The 25,943-nt window shown below is 66.5% G+C and carries 32 protein-coding genes; 24 read left to right on the forward strand and 8 right to left on the reverse strand.

Annotation, left to right across the window (positions count from 1 at the left end; all coding sequences use genetic code 11):
- Positions 1 to 49: 49 nt before the first annotated feature.
- Positions 50 to 961 carry a DUF5996 family protein gene (locus H9L13_RS01655; protein WP_187538453.1) on the forward strand — a complete coding sequence of 304 codons (912 nt, stop codon included), beginning with the start codon at positions 50 to 52 and terminating at the stop codon, positions 959 to 961.
- Positions 962 to 997: 36 nt separating this feature from the next.
- Here the strand turns inward: H9L13_RS01655 and H9L13_RS01660 are convergent, their stop codons facing one another.
- Positions 998 to 2,398, reverse strand: a complete 1,401-nt coding sequence (locus H9L13_RS01660; protein WP_187538455.1) for a helix-turn-helix domain-containing protein — start codon at positions 2,396 to 2,398, stop codon at positions 998 to 1,000.
- Positions 2,399 to 2,534: 136 nt separating this feature from the next.
- Between H9L13_RS01660 and aceA the strand changes: the two genes are divergently transcribed.
- From aceA to H9L13_RS01680, 4 genes are read left to right on the forward strand one after another with little or no spacing between them, the layout of a single operon-like run.
- Complete coding sequence (gene aceA / locus H9L13_RS01665; protein ID WP_187538457.1) at positions 2,535 to 3,812, forward strand: isocitrate lyase; 1,278 nt, start codon at positions 2,535 to 2,537, stop codon at positions 3,810 to 3,812.
- Positions 3,813 to 3,824: 12 nt separating this feature from the next.
- Positions 3,825 to 4,019, forward strand: coding sequence for a DUF4170 domain-containing protein (locus tag H9L13_RS01670; RefSeq protein ID WP_187538459.1), 195 nt, complete (start codon positions 3,825 to 3,827; stop codon positions 4,017 to 4,019).
- The gene (gene aceB, locus H9L13_RS01675) at positions 4,016 to 5,584 is read left to right on the forward strand and encodes a malate synthase A (RefSeq protein ID WP_223176465.1); all 1,569 of its coding nucleotides are present in this window, start codon (positions 4,016 to 4,018) and stop codon (positions 5,582 to 5,584) included. Before H9L13_RS01670 ends, aceB begins: the two co-directional genes overlap by 4 nt.
- A gap of 10 nt (positions 5,585 to 5,594) precedes the next feature.
- Entirely contained in the window at positions 5,595 to 5,981 is a 387-nt protein-coding gene (locus H9L13_RS01680) for a hypothetical protein (protein WP_187538464.1), read from the forward strand.
- Between the two features lie 64 nt (positions 5,982 to 6,045).
- Here H9L13_RS01680 and rplT read toward each other — a convergent pair whose 3' ends face one another.
- Positions 6,046 to 6,426 (reverse strand): 50S ribosomal protein L20, encoded by a 381-nt coding sequence (gene rplT / locus H9L13_RS01685; protein ID WP_187538466.1) that lies wholly within the window; start codon positions 6,424 to 6,426, stop codon positions 6,046 to 6,048.
- A gap of 13 nt (positions 6,427 to 6,439) precedes the next feature.
- The gene (rpmI, locus tag H9L13_RS01690; RefSeq protein WP_187538468.1) at positions 6,440 to 6,643 is read right to left on the reverse strand and encodes a 50S ribosomal protein L35; all 204 of its coding nucleotides are present in this window, start codon (positions 6,641 to 6,643) and stop codon (positions 6,440 to 6,442) included.
- Between the two features lie 144 nt (positions 6,644 to 6,787).
- Here rpmI and H9L13_RS01695 point away from each other — a divergent pair, with 144 nt between their 5' ends.
- Positions 6,788 to 7,198 carry a VOC family protein gene (locus tag H9L13_RS01695; RefSeq protein WP_187538470.1) on the forward strand — a complete coding sequence of 137 codons (411 nt, stop codon included), beginning with the start codon at positions 6,788 to 6,790 and terminating at the stop codon, positions 7,196 to 7,198.
- A 7-nt stretch (positions 7,199 to 7,205) separates the two neighbouring features.
- Here the strand turns inward: H9L13_RS01695 and H9L13_RS01700 are convergent, their stop codons facing one another.
- Together H9L13_RS01700 and H9L13_RS01705 are read right to left on the reverse strand one after the other, a co-directional pair.
- Positions 7,206 to 7,856 (reverse strand): SDR family oxidoreductase, encoded by a 651-nt coding sequence (locus H9L13_RS01700; protein WP_187538472.1) that lies wholly within the window; start codon positions 7,854 to 7,856, stop codon positions 7,206 to 7,208.
- Between the two features lie 32 nt (positions 7,857 to 7,888).
- Positions 7,889 to 8,824 carry a ribose-phosphate pyrophosphokinase gene (locus H9L13_RS01705; protein WP_187538474.1) on the reverse strand — a complete coding sequence of 312 codons (936 nt, stop codon included), beginning with the start codon at positions 8,822 to 8,824 and terminating at the stop codon, positions 7,889 to 7,891.
- Between the two features lie 96 nt (positions 8,825 to 8,920).
- Here H9L13_RS01705 and H9L13_RS01710 point away from each other — a divergent pair, with 96 nt between their 5' ends.
- The 9 genes from H9L13_RS01710 to ribH all read left to right on the forward strand — a co-directional run bounded on the left by H9L13_RS01710 (position 8,921) and on the right by ribH (position 16,966).
- Entirely contained in the window at positions 8,921 to 10,579 is a 1,659-nt protein-coding gene (locus H9L13_RS01710; RefSeq protein WP_187538476.1) for an NAD+ synthase, read from the forward strand.
- Positions 10,576 to 11,049 (forward strand): hypothetical protein, encoded by a 474-nt coding sequence (locus tag H9L13_RS01715; protein ID WP_187538478.1) that lies wholly within the window; start codon positions 10,576 to 10,578, stop codon positions 11,047 to 11,049. The genes H9L13_RS01710 and H9L13_RS01715 overlap by 4 nt, the downstream gene beginning before the upstream one ends.
- 28 nt (positions 11,050 to 11,077) lie before the next feature.
- Complete coding sequence (gltX, locus tag H9L13_RS01720; RefSeq protein WP_187538480.1) at positions 11,078 to 12,397, forward strand: glutamate--tRNA ligase; 1,320 nt, start codon at positions 11,078 to 11,080, stop codon at positions 12,395 to 12,397.
- Positions 12,398 to 12,476: 79 nt separating this feature from the next.
- Positions 12,477 to 13,148, forward strand: a complete 672-nt coding sequence (locus H9L13_RS01725; RefSeq protein ID WP_187538482.1) for an energy transducer TonB — start codon at positions 12,477 to 12,479, stop codon at positions 13,146 to 13,148.
- A gap of 42 nt (positions 13,149 to 13,190) precedes the next feature.
- Positions 13,191 to 13,517: a hypothetical protein gene (locus H9L13_RS01730; protein ID WP_187538484.1), complete on the forward strand. Its 327-nt coding sequence runs from the start codon at positions 13,191 to 13,193 to the stop codon at positions 13,515 to 13,517.
- A gap of 17 nt (positions 13,518 to 13,534) precedes the next feature.
- The gene (ribD, locus tag H9L13_RS01735) at positions 13,535 to 14,485 is read left to right on the forward strand and encodes a bifunctional diaminohydroxyphosphoribosylaminopyrimidine deaminase/5-amino-6-(5-phosphoribosylamino)uracil reductase RibD (protein WP_187538486.1); all 951 of its coding nucleotides are present in this window, start codon (positions 13,535 to 13,537) and stop codon (positions 14,483 to 14,485) included.
- A 94-nt stretch (positions 14,486 to 14,579) separates the two neighbouring features.
- Positions 14,580 to 15,188, forward strand: a complete 609-nt coding sequence (locus H9L13_RS01740; protein WP_187538488.1) for a riboflavin synthase — start codon at positions 14,580 to 14,582, stop codon at positions 15,186 to 15,188.
- A gap of 51 nt (positions 15,189 to 15,239) precedes the next feature.
- Positions 15,240 to 16,547 carry a 3,4-dihydroxy-2-butanone-4-phosphate synthase gene (gene ribB, locus H9L13_RS01745; protein ID WP_187538490.1) on the forward strand — a complete coding sequence of 436 codons (1,308 nt, stop codon included), beginning with the start codon at positions 15,240 to 15,242 and terminating at the stop codon, positions 16,545 to 16,547.
- The gene (gene ribH, locus H9L13_RS01750) at positions 16,547 to 16,966 is read left to right on the forward strand and encodes a 6,7-dimethyl-8-ribityllumazine synthase (protein ID WP_187538492.1); all 420 of its coding nucleotides are present in this window, start codon (positions 16,547 to 16,549) and stop codon (positions 16,964 to 16,966) included. Before ribB ends, ribH begins: the two co-directional genes overlap by 1 nt.
- Here the strand turns inward: ribH and H9L13_RS01755 are convergent.
- Positions 16,963 to 17,589 carry an SOUL family heme-binding protein gene (locus H9L13_RS01755; protein ID WP_187538494.1) on the reverse strand — a complete coding sequence of 209 codons (627 nt, stop codon included), beginning with the start codon at positions 17,587 to 17,589 and terminating at the stop codon, positions 16,963 to 16,965. The two genes, ribH and H9L13_RS01755, sit on opposite strands and share 4 nt — an antisense overlap.
- A 99-nt stretch (positions 17,590 to 17,688) precedes the next feature.
- On the opposite strand from H9L13_RS01755, the gene H9L13_RS01760 reads away from it, so the two are divergent.
- From H9L13_RS01760 to ssb, 6 genes are all read left to right on the forward strand, one after another.
- A complete protein-coding gene (locus tag H9L13_RS01760; RefSeq protein WP_235091063.1) occupies positions 17,689 to 18,600 on the forward strand; it encodes a DMT family transporter in 912 nt (303 codons plus the stop codon).
- A gap of 5 nt (positions 18,601 to 18,605) precedes the next feature.
- Positions 18,606 to 19,259, forward strand: a complete 654-nt coding sequence (locus H9L13_RS01765) for a COQ9 family protein (RefSeq protein ID WP_187538496.1) — start codon at positions 18,606 to 18,608, stop codon at positions 19,257 to 19,259.
- 66 nt (positions 19,260 to 19,325) lie between these two features.
- Positions 19,326 to 19,556, forward strand: coding sequence for a hypothetical protein (locus H9L13_RS01770; RefSeq protein WP_187538498.1), 231 nt, complete (start codon positions 19,326 to 19,328; stop codon positions 19,554 to 19,556).
- 147 nt (positions 19,557 to 19,703) lie between these two features.
- Entirely contained in the window at positions 19,704 to 19,982 is a 279-nt protein-coding gene (locus tag H9L13_RS01775; RefSeq protein ID WP_187538500.1) for a FeoA family protein, read from the forward strand.
- The gene (gene feoB, locus H9L13_RS01780; RefSeq protein WP_187538502.1) at positions 19,979 to 21,826 is read left to right on the forward strand and encodes a ferrous iron transporter B; all 1,848 of its coding nucleotides are present in this window, start codon (positions 19,979 to 19,981) and stop codon (positions 21,824 to 21,826) included. The genes H9L13_RS01775 and feoB overlap by 4 nt, the downstream gene beginning before the upstream one ends.
- 30 nt (positions 21,827 to 21,856) lie before the next feature.
- Positions 21,857 to 22,354, forward strand: a complete 498-nt coding sequence (gene ssb, locus H9L13_RS01785; protein WP_187538504.1) for a single-stranded DNA-binding protein — start codon at positions 21,857 to 21,859, stop codon at positions 22,352 to 22,354.
- 15 nt (positions 22,355 to 22,369) lie between these two features.
- On the opposite strand, the gene H9L13_RS01790 is transcribed toward ssb, so the two are convergent.
- Together H9L13_RS01790 and H9L13_RS01795 are read right to left on the reverse strand one after the other, a co-directional pair.
- The gene (locus H9L13_RS01790; RefSeq protein WP_187538506.1) at positions 22,370 to 22,891 is read right to left on the reverse strand and encodes a YceD family protein; all 522 of its coding nucleotides are present in this window, start codon (positions 22,889 to 22,891) and stop codon (positions 22,370 to 22,372) included.
- Positions 22,888 to 23,526, reverse strand: coding sequence for a ubiquinol-cytochrome C chaperone family protein (locus H9L13_RS01795; protein ID WP_187538508.1), 639 nt, complete (start codon positions 23,524 to 23,526; stop codon positions 22,888 to 22,890). The genes H9L13_RS01790 and H9L13_RS01795 overlap by 4 nt, the downstream gene beginning before the upstream one ends.
- Between H9L13_RS01795 and H9L13_RS01800 the strand changes: the two genes are divergently transcribed.
- Genes H9L13_RS01800 through H9L13_RS01810 form a run of 3 tightly spaced genes read left to right on the forward strand, consistent with a single transcriptional unit; the run spans position 23,525 to position 25,938 of the window.
- Complete coding sequence (locus H9L13_RS01800) at positions 23,525 to 23,977, forward strand: outer membrane protein assembly factor BamE (RefSeq protein ID WP_187538510.1); 453 nt, start codon at positions 23,525 to 23,527, stop codon at positions 23,975 to 23,977. The two genes, H9L13_RS01795 and H9L13_RS01800, sit on opposite strands and share 2 nt — an antisense overlap.
- Positions 23,978 to 24,019: 42 nt before the next feature.
- Positions 24,020 to 24,787, forward strand: a complete 768-nt coding sequence (locus H9L13_RS01805) for a tryptophan 2,3-dioxygenase (protein WP_235091067.1) — start codon at positions 24,020 to 24,022, stop codon at positions 24,785 to 24,787.
- Positions 24,784 to 25,938: an aminotransferase class V-fold PLP-dependent enzyme gene (locus H9L13_RS01810; protein ID WP_187538512.1), complete on the forward strand. Its 1,155-nt coding sequence runs from the start codon at positions 24,784 to 24,786 to the stop codon at positions 25,936 to 25,938. Before H9L13_RS01805 ends, H9L13_RS01810 begins: the two co-directional genes overlap by 4 nt.
- Positions 25,939 to 25,943: the final 5 nt, after the last annotated feature.

Genomic DNA, 25,943 nt, shown 5'->3' on the forward strand with positions numbered 1-25,943 from the left:
TAGCCGCGCCCCCGCGCAAAATGCAAAGGCGCGTGCTACAGTCCGGGTCATGAGCGACTGGCCCGAGCTTCGCGCCGAGCAGGATCACGAGACGCTGACCGTGCTGCACCTCGCGGCACAGATGATCGGCAAGATCCGCGTCGCCCATGCGCCCTGGGTCAACCACGGCTGGCATGTCGCGCTGCAGCCCAATGCGCGCGGCCTCGCGTCGCTGCCGACCGCGGCTGGCGACGGGCGCACCTTCACGCTGACGCTCGACCTGTGCCGTCATGCCGTCGTCCTGTGGGTCAGCGACGGCAGCCGCGAGGAGCTGCCGCTCAACGCCGGGAGCATCGCGGCACTCTACCAGCGGCTGGTGCGGCTGCTTGACCAGCACGGCCTGCCGTCGCGCTTCGACGGTCTGCCGAACGAGATCGAAGGCGCGGTGCCCTTTGCCGAGGACAAGGTGCCGCGCGACTACAGCCGCGCCTCGGCGGGGCGGCTGCGCGAGGCGCTGGCGGCGATGCTCCCAGCCTTCGCGCGCTTCCGCGCCGGCTTCACCGGCAAGGCCAGCCCGGTGCACTTCTGGTGGGGAAGTTTCGATCTTGCCGTCACGCGTTTCTCGGGCCGCACCGCGCCGCCGCATCCGGGCGGCGTCCCCGGCCTGCCCGACCGCGTCACGCGCGAGGCGTACAGCCATGAGGTGTCGAGCGCGGGCTTCTGGGCCGCGGGCGCCGCCAAGGCCGAGCCGTTCTTCTACAGCTACGCTTACCCGTCGCCCGATGGCTTCAGCGCGGCGCAAGTCGCGCACGGCCGGTTCGACGACACGTGGGGCGAATTCATCCTGCCCTACGATCAGGTGCGCGCGGCCGACGACCCCGACCGGATGCTCGGCGAATTCCTGCAATCGACCTACGATGTTGCGGCGGACCTGGCGAAATGGGACCGCTCGGCACTCGAGCGGGCCCCGGTCGCGCCTTAGCTCGGGCAGCTGTGTCCGGGGGACCCAGCGAGCAAGCTAGGGGACGAACGGGAAGGGCGAGATCGTCTTCTTCGTCCGGTCGACCGCGAGCATGCGCCCCGCCGGCGGCGTCGCGCGATAGCTGCAGTCGATGCGCGGGCAGATGGCGCAGGCGGGGCCGACCGGGGTCACCGGCGCATTGGCGAGGTCGTAGACTTCGGCGCAGTGCAACCGGTGCGCATGGCGGATGTCGCAGCCGAGACCGATCGCCAGCAATCCCGTGCCAAGCTCGGTCTTGATCGGCCGCTCGATCGTCCGTGCGACGGTGAAGTAGCGTTGGCCGTCGGGGGTTTCGATCAATTGCGTGACCGGCTGGCCCGCGGCTTGGAAGGCGGCATGCAGGTTCCAGCGCGGACAGGTGCCGCCGAAGCGCGAAAAGGGGAAATTCTCGCCCGCATAGCGCTTGGAGATGTTGCCGGCGGGGTCGACCCGCAGCATGAAGAAGGGCACGCCGCGCGCGCCGGGCCGGCCGAGCGTGGTCAGGCGGTGCGCGACCTGTTCGACATTGGCGCCATATTCGCCGCACAGCCGGTCGATCGAGTAGCGATATTGCTCGGCGCTGGCGAGGAAGCGGCCGTAGGGCATCATGATCGCCCCCGCGGCGTAATTGGCCAAGCTCATGTGGAGCAGCTGGCGGATGCCCTCGTCGGGCGGCGCGGCCTCGGCCACCATGCGCTCGATGACGCTTGCGAATTCGACCAGGGCGAGCTGGTAGGCGAGCGCGAAGGTGCGGTTCTCGGCGCGCAGTTGCGACGACATCAGGAAGATTCGGCGGCCTTCGTCATAGAGCTGGCTGACATTGCCGAGCTCGGCCTGGGAAACGACCGAGGCGCTGATCCCCCACGCTTCCTTGAGCCGCCGCCGCATCGGCTCGGCCATCGACAGGGGGTCGCTGAGCGCGCCGCCCAGGGTTTCCGCCGCCTCTTCCAGCGCGGGGTAATGGTTGCGGTGCTCCTGGATATAATCGCGCACCCAGTTTTCGGGCGTGACCAGGGCGCGCGCGTCGTCGCCCTCGCCAAGGCCGGGATTGCGCGCAGCGTCCTTGATCGCGGTGTAGAGGCGGGCGACGGCGTCGGCGATCGCCGGCGCATTATTGGCCAGCTCGACCAGCTCGAAGCGGGGTACGGCGAGGTCGCTGAGCATCCGATCGGCGAAGATTTCGGCGAGCGCATCGGGCCCGGTCCGGGTCCCGCCGCCGGCGGCAAAGGCACGCACGTCGATGTCGTAGAGCTCGGCCAGCTTGAGCAGCAGCGCCGCGGTCACCGGCCGCTGGTTACGCTCGAGATGGTTGAGGTAGCTGGGACTGATCCCAAGCCCCTGCGCCATCACGGTCTGCGACAATTGCCGGTCGCGGCGCAGGCGCTTGAGCCGATGGCCGAGGAAAAGCTTGGTCGACATTCCGCAAGGGCTGTCAATTTCCGCACGGATCGACAAGTCAATTTGTGACAACCGCACTATTTTTGCCGAGCCTTTCAGTCGCCCTACGTGGTTGAACGCCATCGAAAGCCGGGACGCGGCGAGGTGGAGACAAACGATGGCAAGTTTTGACGAAGTTGTCGCAGGCCCGAACGGACGGTTCGACGGCATCGAGCGGCCCTATTCGAGCGCCGACGTTCTTCGCTTGCGCGGCTCGGTCCCGGTCGAACATTCGATCGCCCGCCGCGGCGCGCTCAAATTGTGGGAGCTGCTGAGCCGCGACGAGCCGGTGCGCGCGCTCGGGGCGCTGAGCGGCAACCAGGCGATGCAAATGGTCCGCGCGGGCCTCGACGCCATCTATCTTTCGGGTTGGCAGGCCGCGGCCGACGCCAACACCGCGGGAGCGATGTATCCCGACCAATCGCTCTATCCGGCCAATTCGGGGCCGGAGCTGGCGCGCAAGATCAACCGCACGCTGCAGCGTGCCGACCAGATCGAACATATGGAAGGCGGCGCCAAGCGCGATTGGTTCGCGCCGATCATCGCCGATGCCGAAGCCGGCTTCGGCGGGCCGCTCAACTGCTTCGAGATCATGAAGGCCTATATCGAAGCCGGCGCGGCAGGGGTGCACTTCGAAGACCAACTCGCCAGCGAGAAGAAGTGCGGCCATCTCGGCGGCAAGGTGCTGATCCCGACCCAGGCCGCGATTCGCAACCTCGACGCCGCGCGGCTTGCTGCCGATGTCTGCGGCGTGCCGACGATCCTCGTCGCGCGCACCGACGCCGAAAGCGCAAAGCTGATCACCAGCGACATCGATGAGCGCGACCGGCCGTTCCTGACCGGCGAGCGCACGCCCGAAGGCTTCTATCGCCTCAAGGATGGCACCGGGCTCGACCATTGCATCGCGCGCGGTCTGGCCTTCGCCGCGCATGCCGACCTCATCTGGTTCGAAACCAGCCATCCCAATCTCGAAGAGGCGCGGACCTTCGCCGAGGCAATCCACGCGCGCTTCCCGGGCAAGAAGCTGGCCTATAATTGCTCACCCAGCTTCAACTGGAAGGCCAAGCTCGACGACGAGACGATTGCCAAGTTCCAGCGCGAGCTTGGCGCCATGGGCTACAAGTTCCAGTTCGTCACGCTGGCCGGCTTCCACAGCCTCAACCATGCGATGTTCGAACTGGCCTCCGATTACCGCGAGCGCGGCATGGCGGCTTACTCGGAACTGCAGCAGGCCGAATTCGCCAGCGAAGCCGCGGGCTACACCGCGACGCGGCACCAGCGCGAGGTTGGCACCGGCTATTTCGACGCCATCGCCCAGGCAGTCTCGGGCGGCCAGGCGTCGACCGTCGCGCTGAGCGAATCCACCGAAGCCGCGCAATTCGTGGCTGCCGAATAAGGAGTGAGACAGATGGGACAGCGTTATTGGGTGATCGGCGGCGAATATCGCAACTGCACGTTCGACGAGGTCGTTCCGGGCACCGAGGAAATTTCGGGCCCCTTCCCCGACGCACTGCGGGCACGCACCGAATGGCAGCGGCTCACCTTCCGCGACCGGATGCAGGCCACGACGCGCTACGTGATCACGCAAGAAGCGCGCGGGTGAGCGAGGTCCTCGACCGGCCGCGCGCCGTCGCCGCGCCTTCGGCGCTGGCGGGCGTGGCGGAGATATTGACCGAGGATGCGCTGGCGTTCGTCGCCGACCTTCATGGCCGATTCGACGCGCGCCGGCGCGCGCTTCTTGCGGCCCGTACCGAGCGGCAGACGCGGTTCGATGCGGGTGAGCTGCCCGACTTCCGCGCCGATACCGCGCACATCCGCGATTCCGAATGGACGATCGGTGCGATCCCGGCGGACCTGCAGGACCGCCGCGTCGAGATCACCGGCCCGACCAACGCCAAGATGATCATCAACGCGCTCAACAGCGGCGCGCGCGTGTTCATGGCCGATTTCGAAGACGCGACCTCGCCGGTGTGGGACGAGCTCGTCCGGGGCCAGGTCAATCTGCGCGCTTACTGGCGGGGCGAGCTGGGCTTCACCGATCCGGCCAGCGGCAAGGCTTATGCGGTCGGGAAGACGCCCGCAGTCCTGATGGTCCGTCCCCGCGGCTGGCACCTCGACGAGCGGCATGTCACCGTGGACGGCGCGCCGGTCAGCGGCGGCCTGTTCGATTTCGCACTTTATGCCTTCCACAATGCCAAGGTGGCGCTTGCCAAGGGGTCGGGCCCCTATTTCTACCTCCCCAAGCTCGAGAGCATGGAAGAAGCCGCGCTGTGGAGCGACGTCTTCGCGACGGCCGAAGAGTGGCTCGGCCTGGCGCGCGGGACGATCAAGGCGACGGTGTTGATCGAGACGCTGCCCGCGGCGTTCGAAATGGACGAGATCCTCTACGCGCTGCGCGACAATATTGTCGGGCTCAATTGCGGCCGCTGGGATTACATCTTTTCCTACATCAAGCGGCTCGGCCGCTCGCCCGACCGGCTGACGCCCGACCGCGCCTGCATGACGATGGATAAGGCGTTCCTCGCGGCATATTCGCTGCGCCTGATCGACACCTGTCACCGCCGCGGCGCCTTCGCGATGGGCGGCATGAGCGCCTTCATCCCGGTCAAGGGCGACGAGGCGGCGAACCGCGCGGCGATGGACAAGGTCCGTGCCGACAAGCTGCGCGAAGTGACCAATGGCCACGACGGCACCTGGGTCGCGCACCCCGCGCTGGTGCCGATCGCGCTCGAGGCGTTCGAGCAGATGGAAGGCCCCAACCAGCTCACCCGGCGGCCCGATCATGTGCCGGGACGCGACGCGATGCTGGCGCTGCATGACGGTCCCCGGACCGAGGCCGGCGCCCGCGAAAACATCCGCGTCGGCGTCCAATACATCGCCGCCTGGCTGAGCGGCAAAGGCGCGGTCCCGCTCTACAATTTGATGGAAGACGCCGCGACGGCGGAGATCTGCCGCACCCAGCTCTGGCAATGGTTGAAGTACGAAGCACCGCTCGACGACGGCCGCGACTTCACCCATGACCTGTTCGAAGATTGGCTTGCGGATGAACTCGGCAAGCTCGAGGACATCCTCAACCTCCGCCCCGCCGCGCGGCTCCTGCACGAGTTGGTCACCGCCAAAGAGCTCGAGGAATTCCTTACGCTCCCGGCTTACGAGATGCTCTACTGAGGCTGGGCCAATGACGCCTATTGCAGACGTTTCGAAGCGTGGGCATCGTTCGGCAATGGGCGAGTATGCCGAAGTAGATGGCGTAATCGACGCCTGGGTGAAGACGACTGGCTCCACGCTGTTCACGGAATGGGCAGACGCTCCAGCGAGGTTCTTCCACGTGCCGGGCGACCCACCGTTCGAATGCTTTCAAGTTAGTGTGCATCCGCCGGAGGATGGTCGGGTAGCGGTGACGGCACGGGCTATCGACACAAACGACGATACTGAAGAAGAGATGGAGCAAACATGGGAAGGGCCGGTTGCCGATCTGGATCACATGCTCAGGATTGCCTTAGCAACCATTGAAGCGTGGAAGGGCCGTGAGCGAAAACGAGCCGATCCGCCGTCACCTTGGTAACACGCTAAGAAAAAGGGCGCCGGATCGCTCCGGCGCCCTCTCTGATTTCGCCAGCCGCTAAAGCTTAAGCCGCCTTCTGCGCGTCCTTGCCGTCGAGCGCCTTCTTCGCTTGCGCAATGATGCCGCTGAACGCTTCGCCTTCGTGCATCGCGATGTCGGCCAGAACCTTCCGGTCGAGGTCGATGTTCGCGAGCTTGAGGGCGTGGATGAATTGGCCGTAGGTCAGCCCTTCGGCGCGCACCGCGGCGTTGATGCGCTGGATCCACAGAGCGCGGAAGCTGCGCTTCTTCACCTTACGGTCGCGGTAGGCATATTGCCCGGCCTTTTCGACGGCCTGGCGGGCGATGCGGATCGTGTTCTTGCGACGGCCATAATAGCCCTTCGCCTGATCGAGGATCCGCTTGTGTTTGGAGCGGGTGGTTACACCGCGTTTGATGCGTGGCATGTCGCTCTACTCCTTACTTGAGGCCGTAGGGCGCCCAGGCCTTCACGCGCGCCGTATCGGCGTCTGCGAGAACGTCTGTGCCGCGGTTCTGGCGGATGTACTTGGCGTTGTGGCTGATCAGGCGGTGGCGCTTTCCAGCGACCCCATGCTTGATCTTGCCGGTCGCCGTGAGCTTGAAGCGTTTCTTGACGCCGCTCTTGGTCTTCAGCTTGGGCATTTTCTCTCCTTTTGCTCGCATCAGGCGAGCGAGTGTTCGAACCGCCACGGCAGCCCTTTCGGCCGGGCCGTTCTTCATTGTTCCAATAGATTGGAAGCGCGCGCCTATAAGCAGGGGCGTCCGAATAGGCAAGGAGCGAGTCGCATGGCAGAACAGGATCAGGTCACCGGCGGAGTCACCGCCCATCTCACCATCCGCGACGGCAAGGCGGCCGAGGCGGTCGAATTCTACAAGCGCGCCTTCGGTGCCGAAGAAGCAATGCCCGCGCACCTGGCGGAAGATGGCCGCCGCATCATGCATTCGCACCTGAAGATCAACGGCGGACATCTGATGCTCAACGACGACTTCCCCGAATATGGCGGCGCGGCCAGCCCGCCGGGGAGCCTGACGCTGCACCTGCAGGTGGCCGATGCCGACGCCGCCTGGCAGCGCGCGATTGATGCGGGTGCGACCGAGACAATGCCGCTCGCCGACCAATTCTGGGGCGACCGTTACGGCCAGGTCGAAGATCCGTTCGGCTTCCGCTGGTCGATCGGCGCACCGTCGCAGCGCTAGACAAGCATCACCAGGGAACGCGCGAACCGTCGTAGCTGAAGAACCCGCCGCTGTCCTCGGCGCTTAGACCGTCGATCACGCGGCGCATCCCGGCAACGCTGTCTTGTGGCGTCAGCGGCGCGGATGCGCCGCCCATCCGCGTCTGCACCCAGCCGGGGTGGAGCACGGCGCAAGTGGCGCCGCTGTCGATTGCCAGGCTGCGCCACGCCATGTTGAGCGCCGCCTTGGAGGATCGGTAAGCAATGAACCCGCCCGAGCTGTTGTCCTCGATCGAGCCCATGCGGGTCGAAATGGCGATCAGGTTGCCGCCGCTTGCGCGGATCGCTGGCAGCACCGACTGCGCCAGCACGAAGGGCGCAATGGTGTTGACCGTGAACGTGTCCGACCAGCCCTCGGCATCGTCGGCGCTGGTCACGGACTTGGGACCGTAGGTGCCGGCATTGGCGATGAGCAGGTCGAGCTCGTCGATCTCCGCGCCGAAGTCGGCGACGGCGTCGAGATCGAGCATGTCGACTTCCTCGACCCGGACGCACAGGCCTTCAAGCTCGTCGGTCGGCTCGCGGGCAGTGGCGGTGACGTTCCAGCCATCGCGGCAATATTGGCGCGCGAATTCAAGGCCGAGGCCGCGGTTCGCGCCGGTGATGAGGACATGGGGCATGGACCATCAACGCTGGCGCGCCGCGATGTTCCCTAGTCGAACAGGCTGGACACGCTCGATTCGTCGGCAATCCTGCGGATCGCCTCGGCGAGCAGGGGTGCAATGGTCAGGCGGCGGATCTTGCTGTCCTTGGGGTCGGGCTCCCCGCTGCTAATCGAATCGGTGACGACCAGCTCGCTCAGCTCCGACTTGGCGACGCGGGTTGCGGCCCCGCCCGACAGCACGCCGTGGGTGCAATATGCGAAGACTTCGACCGCGCCCTGCTGCTTGAGCGCTGCGGCGGCGTTGCACAGGGTGCCGGCCGAATCGACGATGTCGTCGATGAGGATGCAGGTGCGGCCCTCGACGTCGCCGATGATGTTCATCACTTCCGATTCGCCGGCCTTTTCGCGGCGCTTGTCGACAATCGCCAGCGGGGCATTGCTGAGCCGCTTTGCAAGTCCGCGGGCACGCACCACGCCGCCGACGTCGGGCGACACGACCATCAGATTGCGGTTGGCGAGGCGCGCCTGAATATCCGCCGCAATCACCGGCGAGGCGAAGAGGTTGTCGGTCGGGATGTCGAAGAAGCCCTGGATCTGGCCCGCGTGCAGGTCGATCGACAGGACCCGGCTGGCGCCCGCAGTGGTGATGAGGTTAGCGACCAGCTTGGCCGAGATCGGCGTGCGCGGGCCGGGCTTCCGGTCCTGCCGGGCATAGCCGAAATAGGGAAGCACTGCGGTGATCCGCTTGGCCGACGCGCGGCGCAGCGCGTCGATGCAGATCAGCAGCTCCATCAGATTGTCGTTGGCCGGATAGCTGGTCGACTGGATCACGAACACGTCCTCACCACGGACGTTCTCGTTGATCTCGACGAACACTTCCTCGTCGGCGAAGCGGCGCACGCTGGCGTCAGTCAGCGGCACTTCGAGATAATTGGAGATCGATTGGGCCAGCGGCGTGTTGCTGTTCCCCGCAAGCAATTTCATGTCGGCAATTCCCCAGCGGCTGGCCGGGGCTTTAGCGGTCGGATGCGGACGGCGTAAAGGTTGCCCGTCGACGGCTGCGCACTAAAGCTGGAAACGATGACCGACCGGCTCAAAATCGCGCTCGCGCAGATGAACCAGCGTGTCGGCGACCTCGCCGGCAATGCCGCGGCCATGCTGGAGATGCGGCGGCGCGCGGCGGGGGCGGATTTGCTGCTGTGCCCGGAATTGCAGCTGGTCGGCTATCCGCCCGAAGACCTGGTGCTGAAGCCCGAATTCGTCCGGCGCGTGCACGAAGCGACCGACGCACTGGTCGCGGCGACGGCCGAGCCGGGGCCGGCGCTGCTGATCGGCACCATCCTTCAGGAAGGCGGGTTGACCTACAATGCGATGCTGCTCGCCGACGGCGGGCAAGTCGTCGGCCGCACCTTCAAGCGCGAGCTGCCCAATTACGGAACGTTCGACGAAAAGCGCGTGTTCGCGCCCGGCCCACTGCCCGACCCGATCTTATGGCGCGGGGTCAAGCTCGGCGTGCCAATCTGCGAAGACATGTGGCTTGAACCTGTCTGCGCGCATCTTGCGCAGCGCGGCGCGGAGCTGTTCCTGGTGCCGCACGGCAGCCCGTACGAACTCGACAAGATCGACATCCGCGAGCGGCTGGCGCGGGCGCGGACGACCAGTACGGGCTTGCCGCTCGTCTTCCTCAACCGCGTCGGCGGGCAGGACGAGCTGGTGTTCGACGGCTCGTCCTTCGTTATGCACCCCGATGGCTCGACCGTGGTGCAGATGCCCGATTGGGACGAGGACCTGCTGGTCACGGATTGGGTGCGCGGGCCCGGCGGCTGGCGATGCGAGACGCAGGTTCGGCACGATCTCGATGCGTATCCGGCCGACATTTACAGGGCGATGATGGTTGGCCTGTCCGACTATGTGAACCGGAACGGCTTCCCGGGGGTGATTCTGGGGCTGTCCGGGGGGATCGACAGCGCGCTTTCGGCCGCCGTCGCGGTCGACGCGCTCGGGCCCGACCGGGTGTGGGGCGTCATGCTCCCGTCCAAATATACCAGCGAAGACAGCCTGGAGGACGCGCGCGAGAATGCGCGGCTGCTCGGCTGCCGTCATGACGTCGTGTCCATCGCGCCTGGGGTCGACGCGCTCGATAGAATGCTGCCCGATATGAGCGGCCTCGCAGCGGAGAATGTCCAGGCGCGGCTGCGCATGGTGGCGTTGATGGCGCTGAGCAATTCGGGCGGGCAGATGCTGCTGACCACTGGCAACAAGAGCGAGATGAGCGTCGGATACGCCACCCTCTACGGCGACATGGCGGGTGGTTATTCGGTGCTCAAGGACGCCTACAAGACGACGGTGTTTGCGTTGTCCAAATGGCGCAACGAGAACAAGCCAGAGGCCGCGCTCGGCCCTGACGGCCCGGTGATGCCGACGCGCGTCATCACCAAGCCGCCCAGCGCGGAACTCCGCGCCAACCAAAAGGACGAGGACAGCCTGCCGCCCTATGCGCTGCTCGACCGAATTCTCGAGGCTTTGGTCGAGAAGGAGCAGTCGGTGAAGGAAGCCGCCGCTGCGACCGGCGCGGATGTTGCGCTTGTCGCGGAGATCGAGCGCAAGCTTCTCCGTGCTGAATATAAGCGCCGCCAGGCCCCGCCGGGCGTGAAGATCGGCAGCCGCAACTTCGGCCGCGACCGCCGCTACCCGATCAGCAACTTCTTCCACACGGCCGCGACCGAGGCGCCCGAATGAAGGCGTGGCATCTGGCCCTGGGGCTTCTGACCGGCGCGTGTCAGCCGCAGGACACGGCGGACAAGCGCCTCTTACAACCGCCCAACCCTTCGCCGGCTCAGTCAGCGCCGGCGCTCGTCGCATCGCTGGCGGGTGAATGGCGTGTCGCGGGGGTCGATGGCAGGGCTTTCGACGAGCCGGCGGGGATCGCGCTCAGCGCTGACGCCGAAGAGATTTGGTGGACGCCGCGCTGCGCCGGGATGGTCCGGACCTATCGCATTCAGGGAAACGTCTTTTCTACCGGACCGCACAAGGGTTTCGTGCCACGTAAACCGGGGGAGCCGACCCCGCCGGTTTGCGCGATCGGCTTGCCCGCCCGCTTCCACGAAGTTGTCCGCGCCATCGACGCTGCAACTATGATTCGCCGTACCGCCAATAACGGGATCGAGCTGTCGGGCGGCGGCCGTTCCCTGCTGCTTTTCTCGCAATAAGCGCCATCCCCCGCTATCCGACGCGGCCATGACCGTCGTCACCCGCTTTGCCCCTTCGCCCACCGGCCGGCTCCACGTCGGCAATATCCGTACCGCGCTGCACAATTTCCTGTTCGCGCGGGCGAATGGCGGGCGGTTTTTGCTGCGCATCGACGATACCGACCGTGAGCGTTCGACGGCGGAGTTCGACCAGGCGATCCGCGACGACCTCGACTGGCTCGGGCTGACGCCCGACCAGGTCGTTCGGCAGTCGGAGCGCTTCGACCTGTACGAGCGCGAGTTTGCGCGGCTCAAGGCGGATGGCCGCGTCTATGCGTGCTACGAAACGGCCGAGGAGCTCGATCTGCGGCGCAAGGTGCTGCTCGGGCGCGGGCTGCCGCCGGTCTATGAGCGCCAGCGTCCCGAGGCACCGGTACCCGAGGGGCGCGCGCCCCACTGGCGCTTCAAGCTCGACCACGACCAGCCGATTGCCTGGCGCGACCTCGTTCGGGGCGACCAGAGATTCGATCCCAAGTTGCTCAGCGATCCCGTCGTCCGGCGCGAGGACGGCAGCTGGCTCTATCTACTTCCGAGCGTGATCGACGATGTCGACCTTGGCATCACGCATATCGTGCGCGGCGAGGACCATGTGTCGAACAGCGCAACCCAGATTCAAATGTTCGAGGCGCTCGGCGCCGCGCCGCCGCATTTCGCGCATGAGGCGCTGCTTGTGGCTGCCGAGGGCAAATTGTCCAAGCGGCTGGGCTCTTATGGAACGATGCACCTGCGCGACGAAGGGGTCGAGCCGATGGCGTTGTTGTCGCTCCTAGCGCGGATCGGAACGTCGCAGCCGGTCGAAGCGAAGGCCGACCTCGAAGAGCTCGCAGCGGGGTTCGACTTCGCCCATTTCGGCCGCGCGCCGGCGCATTTCGACCCGCATGAGGTCGAGCTGCTCAATGCCAAGCTGCTCCACCAGCTGCCGTACGAACGCGTGCAGTCCGACCTTCCGCCCGAAATTACGCCGGAGGATTGGGCGATCGTGCGCCTCAACCTCGGCCGGGCGCGCGACGCTCGCGACTGGATTGCGGTCCTGCACGGCGACATCGATCCGCCCGAACTGAACCACGACGAGCGAATGTTGGTGCGCGAAGCGGCGGCGATTGCGGCGGGGCTCGATTGGGCGAGCGCGCCGTGGAAGTCGCTGACCGACGCGGTGAAGGCGGCGACCGGAAAGAAGGGCCGCGAGCTGTTCCATCCGCTTCGCCTTGCTTTGACCGGGCGCGACAGCGGGCCAGAGATGGCGCCGCTGATCGAGCGGATCGGTCAGGCGCGCGCCGTTCGCCGCCTCGAAGCTGCCGCGCGCCGATGATTCACTTTCCGTAAATCATGCTTGCCAAGGCGATGTAATGTTGTAACATCATATCATCTGTTGCGTGATGGAGGGTCGAATGCTTGCTTATGCCGCCCACCGCCGATCGCTGGCCCAGCGCGGATCCGCGCCGAACGCCATGTTGGTTATCATTGCCGTCCATGTCGCGGGCATTGCCGCGTTGATGAGCGCGAAGATGGACATTCCGATCATTCCCGATTTCAAGCCGACGATCGTCGACCTGATCCCGGCGGAGACGCCGCCGCCCCGCAACGATCCGCCGCCGCCCGATCCCGCGCCGCAGAATTCGACGCTCGACCGGCCCGTGCCGCTGGTCCCGACGCCGCCGGTCGACCTGCCGGCGACCGACCCGACGCCGATGCCGCTGCCTGACCTCAGCGAGATCATCCGCCCCGCCCCGCAACCGCAGCCACCGCGCGCCGACCCGGTGCCGCCCGCGCCGCCGGTTCGAGTCGGCCCGCGCCTTCTCACTGCCGCCGATCGGTTGAAGCCGCCCTACCCGGCGTCGAAGCTGGCCAGCGGGGAGGAGGCTTTGCTCCGCCTGCGTCTGTCGATCGACGCGTCGGGCCGGGTCACCGCGGTCGACCCGGTCGGCCCCGCCGACGGCGCCTTCCTTGCGGCCGCGCGGCGCCACCTCATCGCGCACTGGCGCTACCGTCCCGCAACCGAAGGCGGGCGGGCGCTGGCAACGACGATGGTCATCACCCTGCGCTTCCAGCTCGAAGGCTGATTGCGATCGGCCTTTGACGCGCAGCGGTAGCACCCTATCTTTATGGGCATGTCCTGGTTCCCGCGTCCCGTCGGCCCGCGCGCCGCCTTCGCCGACTTGCGCGCGTTCATGCGCCAGCGCAGCCGCGAGCAGGTGATCGGCTTCGCACTCGCAATCCTGGCGACGACGATCATCATCATTGAATTCATCGTCGACGCGCAGATCAATACCGCCCCGCCGCCGACAATCACCTATGTCGAACAGTGGGACGCCAACCGCAGCGATGCGGAAATCATCGCGCAGCAGAAGAAGGACCAGGCCGAGGTCGAGGCCTTCCGCAAAGAACGGCAAGAGCAATTTCAGCGGCTCGAGAACAAGCTCGGGATGTAGCAGCCGACCGCCGCTTCATGGCGCAAGCGGTGCTTCTCGGCGAAGATGCGCGCGGCCGAAGCGCGCCCAACCCAAATGTCGGTTGCCTGATCGTCCGCGATGGCGAGATCGTCGGCCGCGGTGCCACTGCCGCGGGCGGGCGGCCCCACGCGGAAGCCGTGGCGCTCTCGTCGGCAGGCAAGACAGCGGCCGGCGCAACGGCTTACGTCACGCTGGAGCCGTGCGCGCATGACAGCGAGCGTGGGCCAGCCTGCGCCGATCTGCTGGCCGAAGCGGGGCTCGCGCGCGTCGTCGTTGCGATGCGCGATCCCGATCCGCGCACCGACGGCAAAGGTCTTGCCCGCCTGCGCGACGCCGGAGTCGAGGTGCGGGTGGGCATTGCCCGGTCGGCGGCGCGCGCGTCGCTGTCGGGCTGGCTGACCCGGCTCGCGCTCGGGCGGCCGCGGATCACGCTCAAGCTCGCGCTATCGATCGACGGCAAGATCGCCTTGCCTTCGGGCGAGAGCAAGTGGATCACCGGCGAGGACGCCCGCCATCACGTCCACCGCGAGCGCGCGCACAGCGACATGATCCTCGTCGGGCGCGGCACCTATCTCGCCGACCGGCCGCGGCTCGACGTGCGCTTGCCGGGGCTCGAGGAGCGCTCGCCACGGCGCGCGTTGCTGACTCGCGGGGAAGCCGTCGCTGGCTGGGAAACCCTGCAATCTCCGCAGGATGTGTATCGCCTTCATGACGTCAACGACCTGCTGGTCGAAGGCGGATCGTCGACTGCCACGGCTTTCCTCAGCGCGGATCTGGTCGACCGCATCCTGATCTACCGCGCGCCGATCATCGTCGGCGAAGGCAAGTCGTCCTTCGGCTATGTCGGGCTCGACGCGATTGCCGATGCGCACGAACGCTGGCGCCTGACGGGCGAGCGCCGGCTGGGGGTCGACCGCCTCGAAGTCTACGAGCGCGTGCGTGGGTGAGCGTCCCTCGACTACGCTCGGGACGAACGGCTAAGGGGCGTCCAACTCCGTTCGTGTCGAGCGAAGTCGAGACACGTTACGATGCGAGGAAAGCATGTTTACGGGCATCATCACCGACATCGGCACCGTGCGCAGCGCCGAGCAGCGCGGCGACCTGCGCCTGGTGATCGGGTGCGGCTACGACCTGGCGAACGTCGACCTCGGTGCGTCGATCGCCTGCTCGGGCGTGTGCCTGACCGTCGTCGACAAGGGTGTCGACTGGTTCGCGGTGGATGTGTCGGGCGAAACCGTATCGCGCACCGCGGCCGACCTTTGGCGCGAGGGGGCGCGCCTCAACCTCGAGCGCGCGTTGCGCCTTGGCGATGAGCTGGGCGGGCACATCGTCACTGGCCATGTCGATGCGGTCGGCGACGTGTTCGATAGCTGCGCCGAGGGCGATTCGCACCGCGTCGGCATCGCCGTTCCGCGCGAACTCGGCACCATGATCGCGCCAAAGGGCTCGATCGCGCTCGATGGTGTGTCGCTGACGGTCAACGAAGTGCGCGACGCCGACGACGGGCGCACGCATTTCACGGTCAACATCATCCCACACACCGCACATAACAGCACGTTCGACGACATCGCTTACGGCCGACAGCTGAATGTCGAGATCGACGTCCTCGCGCGCTATATGCAGCGGATGACGGCGGCCCGCGCACAGTAGAGAACAAGCGTCCGGGCTTTTCATCACATTGCAATGTGATATAGCGCGATCATGAGCACGACGTTGATGGATCGCCTCAATGCGATCATCGAGACCGGCGAAGTCAGCCGCGCAGGCCTGGCCCGCGCTGCCGGGCTTCACCCTAACAGCCTGCGCAAACTGGGGCAGCCCGACTGGAATCCAACCGCCGACACGCTGGTGCGCTTGGAAAAGCTCATCCAGCGCGGCTCGGCCGAAGTCATTGTCGGGGCCGAAGTCATCATCAATGAGGCGCGCAACGGGCGCATGTTCATCCTGGTCGACGATGACGACCGCGAGAATGAAGGCGATCTGGTCATTCCCGCGCAAATGGCGACGCCCGACGCGGTCAATTTCATGGCGCGCCACGGGCGCGGCCTCATCTGCCTGGCGCTGACCAAGGATCGTGCCGACGCGCTTGGGCTCGAGCCCATGGCGCGCACCAACCGCAGCCGCAACGAGACCGCCTTCACCGTCTCCATCGAGGCGCGCGACGGCATTTCGACCGGGATCAGCGCCGCCGACCGCGCCCGCACCATCGCGGTGGCGATCGACGCAGGCCACGGCGCCGATGCGATCGTTTCGCCCGGCCACGTCTTTCCGCTCGTCGCTCGCCCCGGCGGCGTGCTCGTCCGCGCCGGCCACACCGAGGCGGCGGTCGACGTGTCGCGGCTTGCCGGTCTCAACCCCAGCGGCGTCATTTGCGAGATCATGCGCGAAGACGGGACCATGGCCCGCCTCGACGACCTCATGGATTTCGCACGCCTGCACGGCCTCAAGATCGGCACAATCCGCGACCTCATCGCCTACCGCCTGAAAAAGGATCATCTGGTCGAACGCACGACCGTCAGCCCGTTCAAGGCGTCGAGCGGCGCCGATTGGCAGGCGCAAGTATTCCGCGACAAGGCGACGGGCGAGGAACAGCTCGCGTTGGTTCATGGTACGCTCGACCCCGACACGCCGGCGCTGGTGCGGATGCACAGCCTTGACCTGTTCGCCGACGTGCTTGGCGAATCAGGCGCGCGCTCGGGCTTGTTGCAGGGCGCGATGCGGATGATCGAAGCGGAGGGCGCTGGCGTCCTCGTCGCGCTCCACGCCGCCGCCGCCGGGTCGCTGTCGCGATCGATCGACCTGCGCTCGGGCAAGCCGGCGGAGGGTGGCGACGCCGTGCGCGGCTATGGCATTGGCGCCCAGATTCTCGCCGCGCTCGGCATCCACGACATGATCCTGCTGACCAACACGCACCATTCGCCGATCGCCTTGTCGGGCTACGGCCTGGCGATCGTCGAGGAGCGGCCGATCGAGGTCGCGGCCCCTTCGACAGGCTCAGGGCAGGCCTGATGGCGACGATCCTGATTGCCGAAGCGCGTTTCTACCCGCACCTCAACGACATGCTGCTCGCCGGCGCGCGCGCCGCGATCGAGGCCGCCGGGCATAAGCACGAAACGCTGACCGTCCCGGGCGCGCTCGAACTGCCCGGCGCGATTGCGCTGGCGGCGCGCAGCGGGCGCTTTTGCGCCTTCGTCGCGTTGGGGGTCGTCATCCGTGGCGAAACCTATCATTTCGAAGTGGTGTCGGAAGAGAGCGCGAGGGGACTGATGGCCCTGACGTTGCAGGGGTTCGCCATCGGCAACGGCATCCTGACCGTGGAGAATGAAGCGCAGGCGACCGCGCGCGCCGACCCGTCGCAGGGCGATAAGGGCGGCGGCGCGGCGCAAGCCGCCCTGGCGCTCTTCGAACTGCGTGAGAAATACGCCTAGCCGAGCGGGATCAGCACCTCGTTGCGGCGCAGCGGCGGCGGGATCATCGGCGAATTGTAGAATGCATATTCGGGGTCGGCGGCGGCGCGTTCGCCTTGCCGCGACAGCCATCCGCGCAATTTGTCTTCATGCGCGACCAGACGGTCGTCGTCGGCCACGCCGGAAAATTTGACCGCGCCAACGCGCCGCTCGCCGAGCTCGACCAACTCGATCTCCGCAGGTGGCTCCGGCAGGTCGTCGACGCTGCGCCCTTCGGGCATGACGAAGCGGACACGCCATTGGCCTTCGACCATGTCGTCGAACAGCGGCGGATCGGTGGCGAGCGGATTGCCCGAATCCTGCAGCACCGGCGCGGTCATTGGCAGCTTCTCCCCTTCGCGCGACTTGGCGAAGATGTAGTCGGCGAGGCGGTGGAAACCCTGGTTGAGCGCGTCCTTGCGCGGGCCGGCAACGATCGTTTCGGCGACGATCATCCCGCCGTAGAGACGTACCTCCAGTTCCCCGTCACTGGTCAGCACGCGATAGCTTGGACCCGGCGTCGCTTTCTCCTGGAGGTAGTAAATGACGGCGGCACCGAGCAGTGTGGCACCGGCGGCGGCTCCGGCCACGGCGGCTTTGCGCATCGCGATTTCTCCTTCGCGCCAACAATCCCTGTCCGACCGCCGCGGTTCCTACCGCCTTTGGCCTTGTTTCCGCGCCCGGCGGCAGGCAGGCGCTGCCGCGTGAGCGATGCCGCGCCAGCCGACGTACCTCGTCCCGTCCCTTTAGCCTTCGCGGCGCTGCTGATCGGCAGCAGCATGCTGGCGCTCGGGCCGTGGTTCGTCCGCCTGTCGGGCGTCGGACCCGTCGCCGCGGGATTCTGGCGGCTCGCGCTCGCCCTGCCGTTCCTGTTCGTCATCGCGCTCGTCGCGCGCCAGCCGGCGCATTGGCCGGGCCGGGCGCTTGGCGGCCTGATCGCGCTTGGTGGCTTCTTCTTCGCCGCCGATCTCGCTGCGTGGCACGTCGGCATCCACATGACCAAGCTCGCCAACGCGACCCTGTTCGGCAACATTTCGAGCTTCGCCTTCGCCGCTTGGGGGCTGTGGCTCGCCCGGCGCCTGCCCTCGCGCAGCCAGGGCGCGGCGCTGTCGCTGGCAGCAATCGGCGCGGCCTTGCTCATGGGCAGCAGCGCCGAACTATCTGCCCGCAACCTGCGCGGCGATGCGCTCTCGCTGCTCGCCGGATTGCTTTACGCAGGTTATCTGATCGCCGTGCAGCGGGCCCGCGGCGCGCTTGCCCCGCTGCCCCTGTTGTTTCTGTCGAGCGCGTTCGGCGCGGCCATGCTCCTGCCACTGTCGCTGGCGCTGGGTGAGCGCATCGTTCCGGCCGATTGGACCTTCGTCATCATCCTTGCGCTCAGCAGCCAAGTCATCGGACAGGGCCTTTTAGTCTATGCCATCGGCGGTCTTTCCCCTTTGATCGTCGGCCTGACCCTGCTGACCCAGCCCGCCATTTCCGCGCTGGTCGGCTGGGTCGCTTATGGCGAACGCCTTTCCGCGCTCGACTGGGCCGGCGCGGTCGCGATCGGCGTGGCACTGGTGCTCGTCCGCCTGCCCGACCGGGGGTTGCGCAACGCGCCCTCTCAGCCCAGTTGAGCCAAATGGAGCCGCTGAGCCCCCTCGAGCAGTTGCGCCGGAAGGTCGCCCTTGCCGTCGGCGAGAATGCGGTGTTCGACGGCTGGACCGAAAAGGCGGTGGATGCCGCCGCGGACCAGCTCGGCATCGATCGGGCGCAGGCGCGGCTGGCGATGCCCAAGGGCCAGGCGGCGATGGTCGACCTGTATATCCAGGCAGTCGATCGCGCGCTCGAAGCCGCGTTCACGCCCGAGCGGCTCGCCGGAATGAAGATCCGCGACAAGATCCGGTCGATGGTGTGGCATCGGCTGGAAGTCATGGGGCCGGCGCGCGAAGCGGTGCGCCGCGGCTTGGCCATCCTCGCCATGCCGCAGAATGTCCCCCTCGGGCTGCGCATCTCGTGGCGCAGTGCCGATCTGATGTGGCGCCTTGCAGGCGATACCAGCACGGACTTCAACCATTATACCAAGCGCATGACGCTGGGCGCGGTGTACGGCTCGACCCTGCTCGCCTGGCTCGACGACCAGACCGAAGGATGGATGGAATCAGCGGCCTTCCTCGACCGCCGCATCGACAATGTGATGCAGTTCGAAAAGTGGAAGGCGCAGTGGAAAGGGTCATCGGATCACCAGCTCAGCCTGTCGCGCTTTCTGGGCAGGCTGCGGTATCCGCCGCGTTAAGCTGTTCAATCCTAACGAAAACTTGCTAACCGCTCGCTTCCCGATTCCGGGAAAGGAGAGTGTTTGATGGCGTACAAGAAGGTTTGTCTGGCTGTGGCCGCGGTCGCGATGATGGCACCGCCGGCGTTTGCTTCCGGCAATGCGCAAAGCGGCCTGACGGTCGGCAATTGCATCTCCGACATCGTTTACGGCAACGAGCCAAACATGGCTGACGGCAGCCCCGGCGGTCCGGCCGAGCAGGCGCCGGGCACGAAGGGGGCAACGTCCTTCCGACCCAATCGCCGGGCCCGTTCGTGAACAACCCCAACGATCCCGACAATCCGACCCGCGGCCGTTCGGTCGGGCAGTTCATGCAGGACGGGATTAATATTCCGGAAGCTTGCCGGACCGCCTTCGGCAACTAGACCGCTGGTAATCCGCCGTTGTTATTGATAATCACTCGCAATGACAGCGGCGGTCACCACCGACCAATTTGCGATCCCGCTCGACCGGCTGACGCTCGGCACCCGGGCGCGCATCGTCGGCATCGATTGGGCGCTGCTTGGCGAGTCCGAGGCCGCGCGCTTGCGCCATTTCGGCTTCGATGAGGGCGTGTCGGTCCAGCCGTTGCATTGCGGACCGTTCGGCCGCGACCCGATCGCGATTCGCGTCGGCCGAATGATGGTGGCGATCCGCCGCCGCCACGCCGTCGCGGTCCAAGTCACTCCGTTACCGCAACAGTGAACCCGCTTCCGCTAGTTGCGGTCGCCGGCAGCCCCAATGCCGGCAAGAGCGCCCTGTTCAACGCGCTGACCGGTGCGCGGCAGAAGGTCGGCAATTATCCTGGCGTGACGGTCGAACGGCATTCGGGGCGCTTGGTGCTCGGTGATGGCCGACCGGCGGAGCTGATCGACCTGCCCGGCGCCTACAGCCTAGAGCCTGCGAGTCCCGACGAGGCCGTCACCCGCGACGTTTTACTTGGCGCGCAGAAGGGGGAACGCCGCCCTGATGCGTTGCTGATCGTCCTCGACGCGTCGAACCTCGACAACCACCTGCGCTTTGCGTTGCAGCTGATCGCATTGGAACTGCCGACCGTCGTGGCGCTTAACATGGTCGACCTGGCGCGCCGCGACGGGCTCGAGCTCGATGCCCGGGTGCTTGAACGCAAACTTGGCGTGCCGGTGATCGAAACCGTCGCAGTGCGCCGTCGTGGAATCGCGGAATTGCAGGCAGCGCTCGACGCAATGATCGCCAATCCGCGCCCCGGACTTCCGGTCGGGGACGGCGGCGACCTGCTGCACGTGCAGCGCCGTGCGCGGGACATCGCGGCCGCCGCGGTGGTCAGCGAAACACCGGTGCGGCGCTGGACCCACCGGCTCGATTCGCTGCTTCTCCACCCAGTCGCCGGTCCCGTCATCCTGGCGGCAATCATGTTCGTCATGTTCCAGGCGGTCTTCGCCTGGAGCGAGGCGCCCGTGGCGTGGATCGAAAGCGGAATGGCCGCGCTGGCCGAGGCGGCGATCGCGACCATCCCCGATGTCGTGCTGCGGTCTCTCGTGGTTGACGGGCTTATCGCCGGCGTTGGTGCAGTTGTCGTGTTCCTGCCGCAGATCCTGATCCTATTCCTCTTCATCCTCATGCTCGAAGGCACCGGCTACATGGTCCGCGCCGCCTTTCTGATGGACAAATTGATGCATGGCGCGGGACTGTCTGGCCGCGCCTTCATCCCCTTGCTGTCGAGCTTTGCCTGCGCGGTGCCCGGGATCATGGCGACGCGCACGATCGACGACCCCAAGGACCGCCTGACGACGATTCTTGTTGCGCCTTTGATGACCTGCTCGGCGCGCCTGCCGGTCTACACCCTGATCATCGCCGCCTTCATTCCCGACCGCGATGTCGGCCCGGGCATCGGCCTGCAGGGGCTGGTCATGTTCGGCCTGTATATCGCCGGCATCGCCGGTGCGCTTCTCGCCGCTTATGCGCTCCGCCGCGGGGTGATGAAGGGCAGCGGCGGCGGGTTCATGATGGAACTGCCGAAATATCAGTGGCCGCAGTTCAAGGATGTTCTCATCGGCCTGTGGCAGCGCGCGGCGATCTTCCTCAAGCGCGCGGGCACAATCATCCTTGGCACGACCGTGCTTTTGTGGGCGCTGGCAAGCTTCCCCCAGGCGCGCCCGGGCGAGAGCCAGGTCGAAGCGTCGATCGCCGGCAAGATCGCCAACGGGATCGAGGTGGTCGTCCGCCCGATCGGCTTCAACCACGATATCGCGCTTGCCCTGCTTCCGGCGATGGCCGCCCGCGAAGTGGCGGTCAGCGCCATCGCCACGGTCTATTCGATCGACGCCACCGACGAGGAAGCGGCGAGCCGCACGCTCGCCGAACGGCTCCAGGGCCGCTGGTCGCTGGCCACCGCGCTGGCCTTCCTCGCCTGGTTCGTGTTCGCCCCGCAATGCATCTCGACCATTGCCGTGACGCGGCGCGAGACGAACAGCTGGCGCTGGCCGCTTTTCATGGTCAGCTATCTTTTTGTGCTCGCCTACATCGCGGCGGGCGCGACCTACTGGACGGCGGTCGCGCTAGGTTTATAGCTGCCCTCAAGCACGAGAGGAGACAGTGGAATGGCGGGCGTGAACAAGGTGATCCTGGTCGGCAATCTCGGCGCGGACCCGGAGGCGCGGTCGCTCAACAACGGCGGCGAAGTGGTCAACATGCGCGTCGCCACGTCGGAAAACTGGAAGGACCGCGACGGCAACCGCCAGGAACGGACCGAATGGCACAATGTCACCATTTTCAACGAGAATCTCGGCCGGGTCGCCAAAAGCTATTTGAAAAAGGGCTCGAAGGTCTATCTCGAAGGCCAGCTCCAGACCCGCAAGTGGCAGGACCAGTCGGGTAACGACCGCTACACCACCGAAATCGTGCTCCAGCGCTTCCGCGGCGAACTCGTCCTGCTCGACAGCCGCGGCGAAGGCGGCGGTGGCGGCGGCAGCTATGGCGATGACGACGGCGCATTCGGCGGCTTCAGTGGGGGTGGCGGCGGCGGATCGTCCCGCCCGCAATCGCGCCCACAGCCGGCGGCATTCGATACCGACCTCGACGACGACGTTCCGTTCTAAGTCCGCCGGACGGTTCTAGGTCTCGCCACCGCCCTTGAGCCGCGCCAGCACGGCGAAGGGGCTGGCTTGCTCCTCGGTCATCACGCCGGCTTCCTTGAGCGTTGCCTCGGCGCCCGCGCTGCGCGGGTAGGGGTCGATGCTCAGCGCCAGCGTATCGGCGATGGCGCTGCCGAGGTCGATGGTCGCGCCATCGTGGAAGACGACGTCGCAGTCCTCGGCGCCAAGCTCGATCTCCTCGTCGTGACCCGTGCTGCCCGGATCGCGCATGAACAGGATGTCGAACGGCGCGTCGACGTGCGCCGCCACGGGATCGCCGGTGACCACGCACGCCTGAGTCAGCGCGGCGCCGAGCCGACCCTGCGCGCGAACCGACTCCTTGCCGCACGTCAGCACCGCGTGCGCCTCGAGCCGGTCGAGCCCGTCGAGCCCGAGCCGTTCGGCGATGGCCGCGCATTCGTTGTCATTGGCGGTCAAGTCGATGCGGTCGCCATCGCGCAACTGATCGAGGCGCAGGTCATGGGCGAAGTCGTCGCTCATGCGAATTTCCCCTCGGCGATCGCAGGTGCATCGGCGGCTTCGAGCCGCTGCCAAATGACGCGCAGCTCCTTACCCGCATGGGCGGCCGCGTCCGCCGCCACGTCCTCCGCATAGAGGCTTTCCCGGGCTGCGGCAGTCCAATCGCCGCCGTCCAGCGCGGTCCGCCAGATCTCAATTCGCCGGCTAAGCGCGCCGACCAGACGGCGGACGGTCTTGCCGAGGGTGGGGTCGCCGAGCCCAAGCTCGCGATGCTCCGACTCCATGACCTCGATGAAGCGCTCAGTCAGCGCGACCGATTCGCGCTGCGCGCCCAGTTGCTCCAGCCGGATCGTCACCAACGCGGCGATCGTCGACAGTACGCGAAAACGGCCATCGAGGTCGTCGGGCACGCCGCTCGCGACATACCAATGCGCCTTGCGCGCTTCGCGCGTCACCGCGTCGAACGCGGCAGCGCCGCGCGCCGGGTCGGCTGTTAATCCGGGGAACAGGAAGCGGAGCATAGGGTCTTTGCCTCTGGCGTGCGGCGGGCTTGCGCCGCCGGTCGCGGCCAGCATATTGAGCGGCGGCGGCGCGCAGGCAAGCCTGCGCATGCCGACGGGACGCCCCCGCAGGGCAACGAAAGGTTCGACGATCATGATCTTTGGGCGGTGGAAGCTTGCGGCGATGGCCGTCGCGGCGGTGGCGATGACCGGCTGCGCCGGCGTCAACATGCACAAGGGCGCAGTGATCGACGATCAGCTGGTCGCGACGATTCAGCCCGGCGTCGACAATAAGGCGTCGGTCGAAAAGCTGCTCGGCCGCCCGTCCTTCACCGGCCAATTCTCCGACACCGACTGGTATTATGTTGCGCGCGACACCAAGCAGGTCGCCTTCCGCAACCCCAGCGTCCTGCGGCAGACCGCGCTGCTGGTGCGCTTTGACCAGGGCGGCAACGTCGCCTCGATCCACCGTTCGGGAAAGGAACTGGTGGCATCGGTCGATCCGTCAAATCGCAGGACCCCGACCTTGGGCCGCGAACGCAGCTTCTTCGACGAGATCTTCGGCAATATTGGCTCGGTCGGCGCGGGCATGGCACCGGGCCAGTAAGCGCCGCTTCCGCGTTTGACGCGAATCTCCTAAGCCGTCGCGATGACCGCGACGCCTGAAGGCATGACCTACGCCGACTATCTGCGGCTCGACCAGCTGCTGACGGCGCAGCAACCCTTGTCCGACTTGCACGATGAAATGCTGTTCATCGTCATCCACCAGACCAAAGAGCTGTGGATGAAGCAGATGCTTCATGAGCTGGAGCTGGCGATTCGCTTCGTTGGGGACGACCGGCTGGCCGAAGCTTATAAGTCGATGGCGCGGATCAGCCGGATCCAGGCGGTGATGACCTTGTCGTGGGACGTGCTGTCGACCCTGACCCCGGTCGATTACCTCAAGTTCCGGCAAGTGCTCGGCACATCGTCGGGATTCCAGTCGGCGCAGTTCCGCGAGCTCGAGTTCCGGCTCGGGCTCAAGGAGGCGAACTTCGTCAACCATTATGAGGAAGGGAGCGAGGAACGCGCTCGCCTGACCCGTGCGCTGGAAGAGCCGAGCCTGCGCGATGCCGCGCAACAGGCCCTGCAGCGTGCCGGGTTCGACCTTGGCGACGGCTCGGTGGATGCGCTCGCGGCCGCGTGGCTTCAGGTCTATCGCGACGCCGACCGCTGGTTCGACCTCTACGAGCTGGCGGAAAAGCTGGTCGATATCGACGATGCGCTTGCCGGCTGGCGGCACAAGCATGTGCTGACGGTCGAACGGATTATCGGCAGCCGCCCGGGCACCGGCGGCTCAGCTGGCGCGCCTTACTTGCGAGCGACCCTGTCCAAACGCGTGTTCCCCGAATTGTGGGCGCTAAGGACCGATCTTTGAGCTCTAAAGCGCTGTTCTCGCGAAGCTTGGCGGCCGATCCCGAACGGCTGCACTTCGCCGCGCACAGCCATCATCTATGGCCGGACGCCAGTTACGACGGCCAGGTCGAATGCTGGACCGACGCCGCGCAGCTGGCCGACCGCAAGTGGGATCGCATCATGGGCGAGGTGTGGCCTGAGGCGCAGCACCATGTCGCACGGGAACTTGGTACCGACGATCCCGACAGCATCGTCTTTTCGTCCAACACCCACGACTTCCTCGTACGGCTTTTCTCGGCGCGCTCGCGACCAGCGCCCCTCCGGGTGCTGACCAGCGACGGCGAGTTCCACAGCGCGCGGCGCCAGTTCGCGCGGTGGGAGGAGGCGGGGGAGATCGCGGTCGAGCGCGTTCCCGCCGCGCCGTTTGACGACTTCGCCGAACGCTTCCTCGATCGCGCGCGGGCAGGTGGGCACGACCTCATCATGGTCAGCCAGGTCCTGTTCGGCAGCGGTCGCTTGTTCGACCGGGTTGCCGACCTCGCAGCGCTCGCTGCGCCCGATGGACCGTGGGTCGTCATCGACGGCTATCACGCCTTCATGGCCGTCGAGGCGCCGTTCGATGCGGTATCGGCAAGCTCGGCCTTCTACCTTGGCGGCGGATATAAATATGCGATGGCCGGGGAAGGGCTTGGCTTCCTCCATGCACCGCCCGGCTTCGGTGCGCGACCGACGATCACCGGATGGTATGCGGAGTTTGAGGATTTACGCCTGCCGCCGGGCAGCGTCGGCTATGCCAAGGACGCGCGCCGCTTCCTCGGTGCGACGTTCGATCCGTCCGGGCTCTATCGCTTCAATGCCGTTCGCCGCATGCTCGACGACAACGCTCTGACGACCGTGCGAATCAGCGCGCATGTCGCTGCGCTTCAGGCACAGTTGCTAGACGCGCTACGCGGCGCGGTGGCGGAGGCCGAGTTGCTCAATCCGGTCGACGGCGGCGCGCACGCGCGATTCCTCGCTTTTCGCGACCCCCGGGCGCAGGATTGGTACGCGAAGCTCAAGACGCAGAATTGCATCACCGACGTGCGCGGCGACGTGCTTCGCATCGGCTTTGGCATCTACCAGGACGAAGCGGACGTCGATCGGTTGATCGACCTGTTAAGGAGGCTCGGTTGAACGCG

This window comes from Sphingomonas lutea (genome assembly GCF_014396785.1).
In the GTDB taxonomy this organism is placed as follows: domain Bacteria; phylum Pseudomonadota; class Alphaproteobacteria; order Sphingomonadales; family Sphingomonadaceae; genus Sphingomicrobium; species Sphingomicrobium luteum.

Bases quoted from the DNA above. Each gene is read 5' to 3' on its own strand.
- H9L13_RS01680 (WP_187538464.1), top strand. From the start codon at position 5,595: ATGACGCCTATTGCAGACGTTTCGAAGCGTGGGCATCGTTCGGCAATG.
- ribD (WP_187538486.1), top strand. From the start codon at position 13,535: ATGGCGCAAGCGGTGCTTCTCGGCGAAGATGCGCGCGGCCGAAGCGCG.
- H9L13_RS01790 (WP_187538506.1), bottom strand. From the start codon at position 22,891: ATGAGCGACGACTTCGCCCATGACCTGCGCCTCGATCAGTTGCGCGAT.
- H9L13_RS01655 (WP_187538453.1), top strand. From the start codon at position 50: ATGAGCGACTGGCCCGAGCTTCGCGCCGAGCAGGATCACGAGACGCTG.
- ribH (WP_187538492.1), top strand. From the start codon at position 16,547: ATGGCGACGATCCTGATTGCCGAAGCGCGTTTCTACCCGCACCTCAAC.
- H9L13_RS01775 (WP_187538500.1), top strand. From the start codon at position 19,704: ATGACAGCGGCGGTCACCACCGACCAATTTGCGATCCCGCTCGACCGG.
- H9L13_RS01700 (WP_187538472.1), bottom strand. From the start codon at position 7,856: ATGCCCCATGTCCTCATCACCGGCGCGAACCGCGGCCTCGGCCTTGAA.
- H9L13_RS01710 (WP_187538476.1), top strand. From the start codon at position 8,921: ATGACCGACCGGCTCAAAATCGCGCTCGCGCAGATGAACCAGCGTGTC.
- H9L13_RS01800 (WP_187538510.1), top strand. From the start codon at position 23,525: ATGATCTTTGGGCGGTGGAAGCTTGCGGCGATGGCCGTCGCGGCGGTG.
- H9L13_RS01695 (WP_187538470.1), top strand. From the start codon at position 6,788: ATGGCAGAACAGGATCAGGTCACCGGCGGAGTCACCGCCCATCTCACC.
- rplT (WP_187538466.1), bottom strand. From the start codon at position 6,426: ATGCCACGCATCAAACGCGGTGTAACCACCCGCTCCAAACACAAGCGG.
- H9L13_RS01660 (WP_187538455.1), bottom strand. From the start codon at position 2,398: ATGTCGACCAAGCTTTTCCTCGGCCATCGGCTCAAGCGCCTGCGCCGC.
- H9L13_RS01755 (WP_187538494.1), bottom strand. From the start codon at position 17,589: ATGCGCAAAGCCGCCGTGGCCGGAGCCGCCGCCGGTGCCACACTGCTC.
- H9L13_RS01795 (WP_187538508.1), bottom strand. From the start codon at position 23,526: ATGATCGTCGAACCTTTCGTTGCCCTGCGGGGGCGTCCCGTCGGCATG.
- rpmI (WP_187538468.1), bottom strand. From the start codon at position 6,643: ATGCCCAAGCTGAAGACCAAGAGCGGCGTCAAGAAACGCTTCAAGCTC.
- ribB (WP_187538490.1), top strand. From the start codon at position 15,240: ATGAGCACGACGTTGATGGATCGCCTCAATGCGATCATCGAGACCGGC.
- H9L13_RS01805 (WP_235091067.1), top strand. From the start codon at position 24,020: ATGACCGCGACGCCTGAAGGCATGACCTACGCCGACTATCTGCGGCTC.
- H9L13_RS01705 (WP_187538474.1), bottom strand. From the start codon at position 8,824: ATGAAATTGCTTGCGGGGAACAGCAACACGCCGCTGGCCCAATCGATC.
- H9L13_RS01725 (WP_187538482.1), top strand. From the start codon at position 12,477: ATGCTTGCTTATGCCGCCCACCGCCGATCGCTGGCCCAGCGCGGATCC.
- H9L13_RS01715 (WP_187538478.1), top strand. From the start codon at position 10,576: ATGAAGGCGTGGCATCTGGCCCTGGGGCTTCTGACCGGCGCGTGTCAG.
- H9L13_RS01770 (WP_187538498.1), top strand. From the start codon at position 19,326: ATGGCGTACAAGAAGGTTTGTCTGGCTGTGGCCGCGGTCGCGATGATG.
- gltX (WP_187538480.1), top strand. From the start codon at position 11,078: ATGACCGTCGTCACCCGCTTTGCCCCTTCGCCCACCGGCCGGCTCCAC.
- H9L13_RS01765 (WP_187538496.1), top strand. From the start codon at position 18,606: ATGGAGCCGCTGAGCCCCCTCGAGCAGTTGCGCCGGAAGGTCGCCCTT.
- H9L13_RS01740 (WP_187538488.1), top strand. From the start codon at position 14,580: ATGTTTACGGGCATCATCACCGACATCGGCACCGTGCGCAGCGCCGAG.
- H9L13_RS01730 (WP_187538484.1), top strand. From the start codon at position 13,191: ATGGGCATGTCCTGGTTCCCGCGTCCCGTCGGCCCGCGCGCCGCCTTC.
- H9L13_RS01670 (WP_187538459.1), top strand. From the start codon at position 3,825: ATGGGACAGCGTTATTGGGTGATCGGCGGCGAATATCGCAACTGCACG.
- aceA (WP_187538457.1), top strand. From the start codon at position 2,535: ATGGCAAGTTTTGACGAAGTTGTCGCAGGCCCGAACGGACGGTTCGAC.
- ssb (WP_187538504.1), top strand. From the start codon at position 21,857: ATGGCGGGCGTGAACAAGGTGATCCTGGTCGGCAATCTCGGCGCGGAC.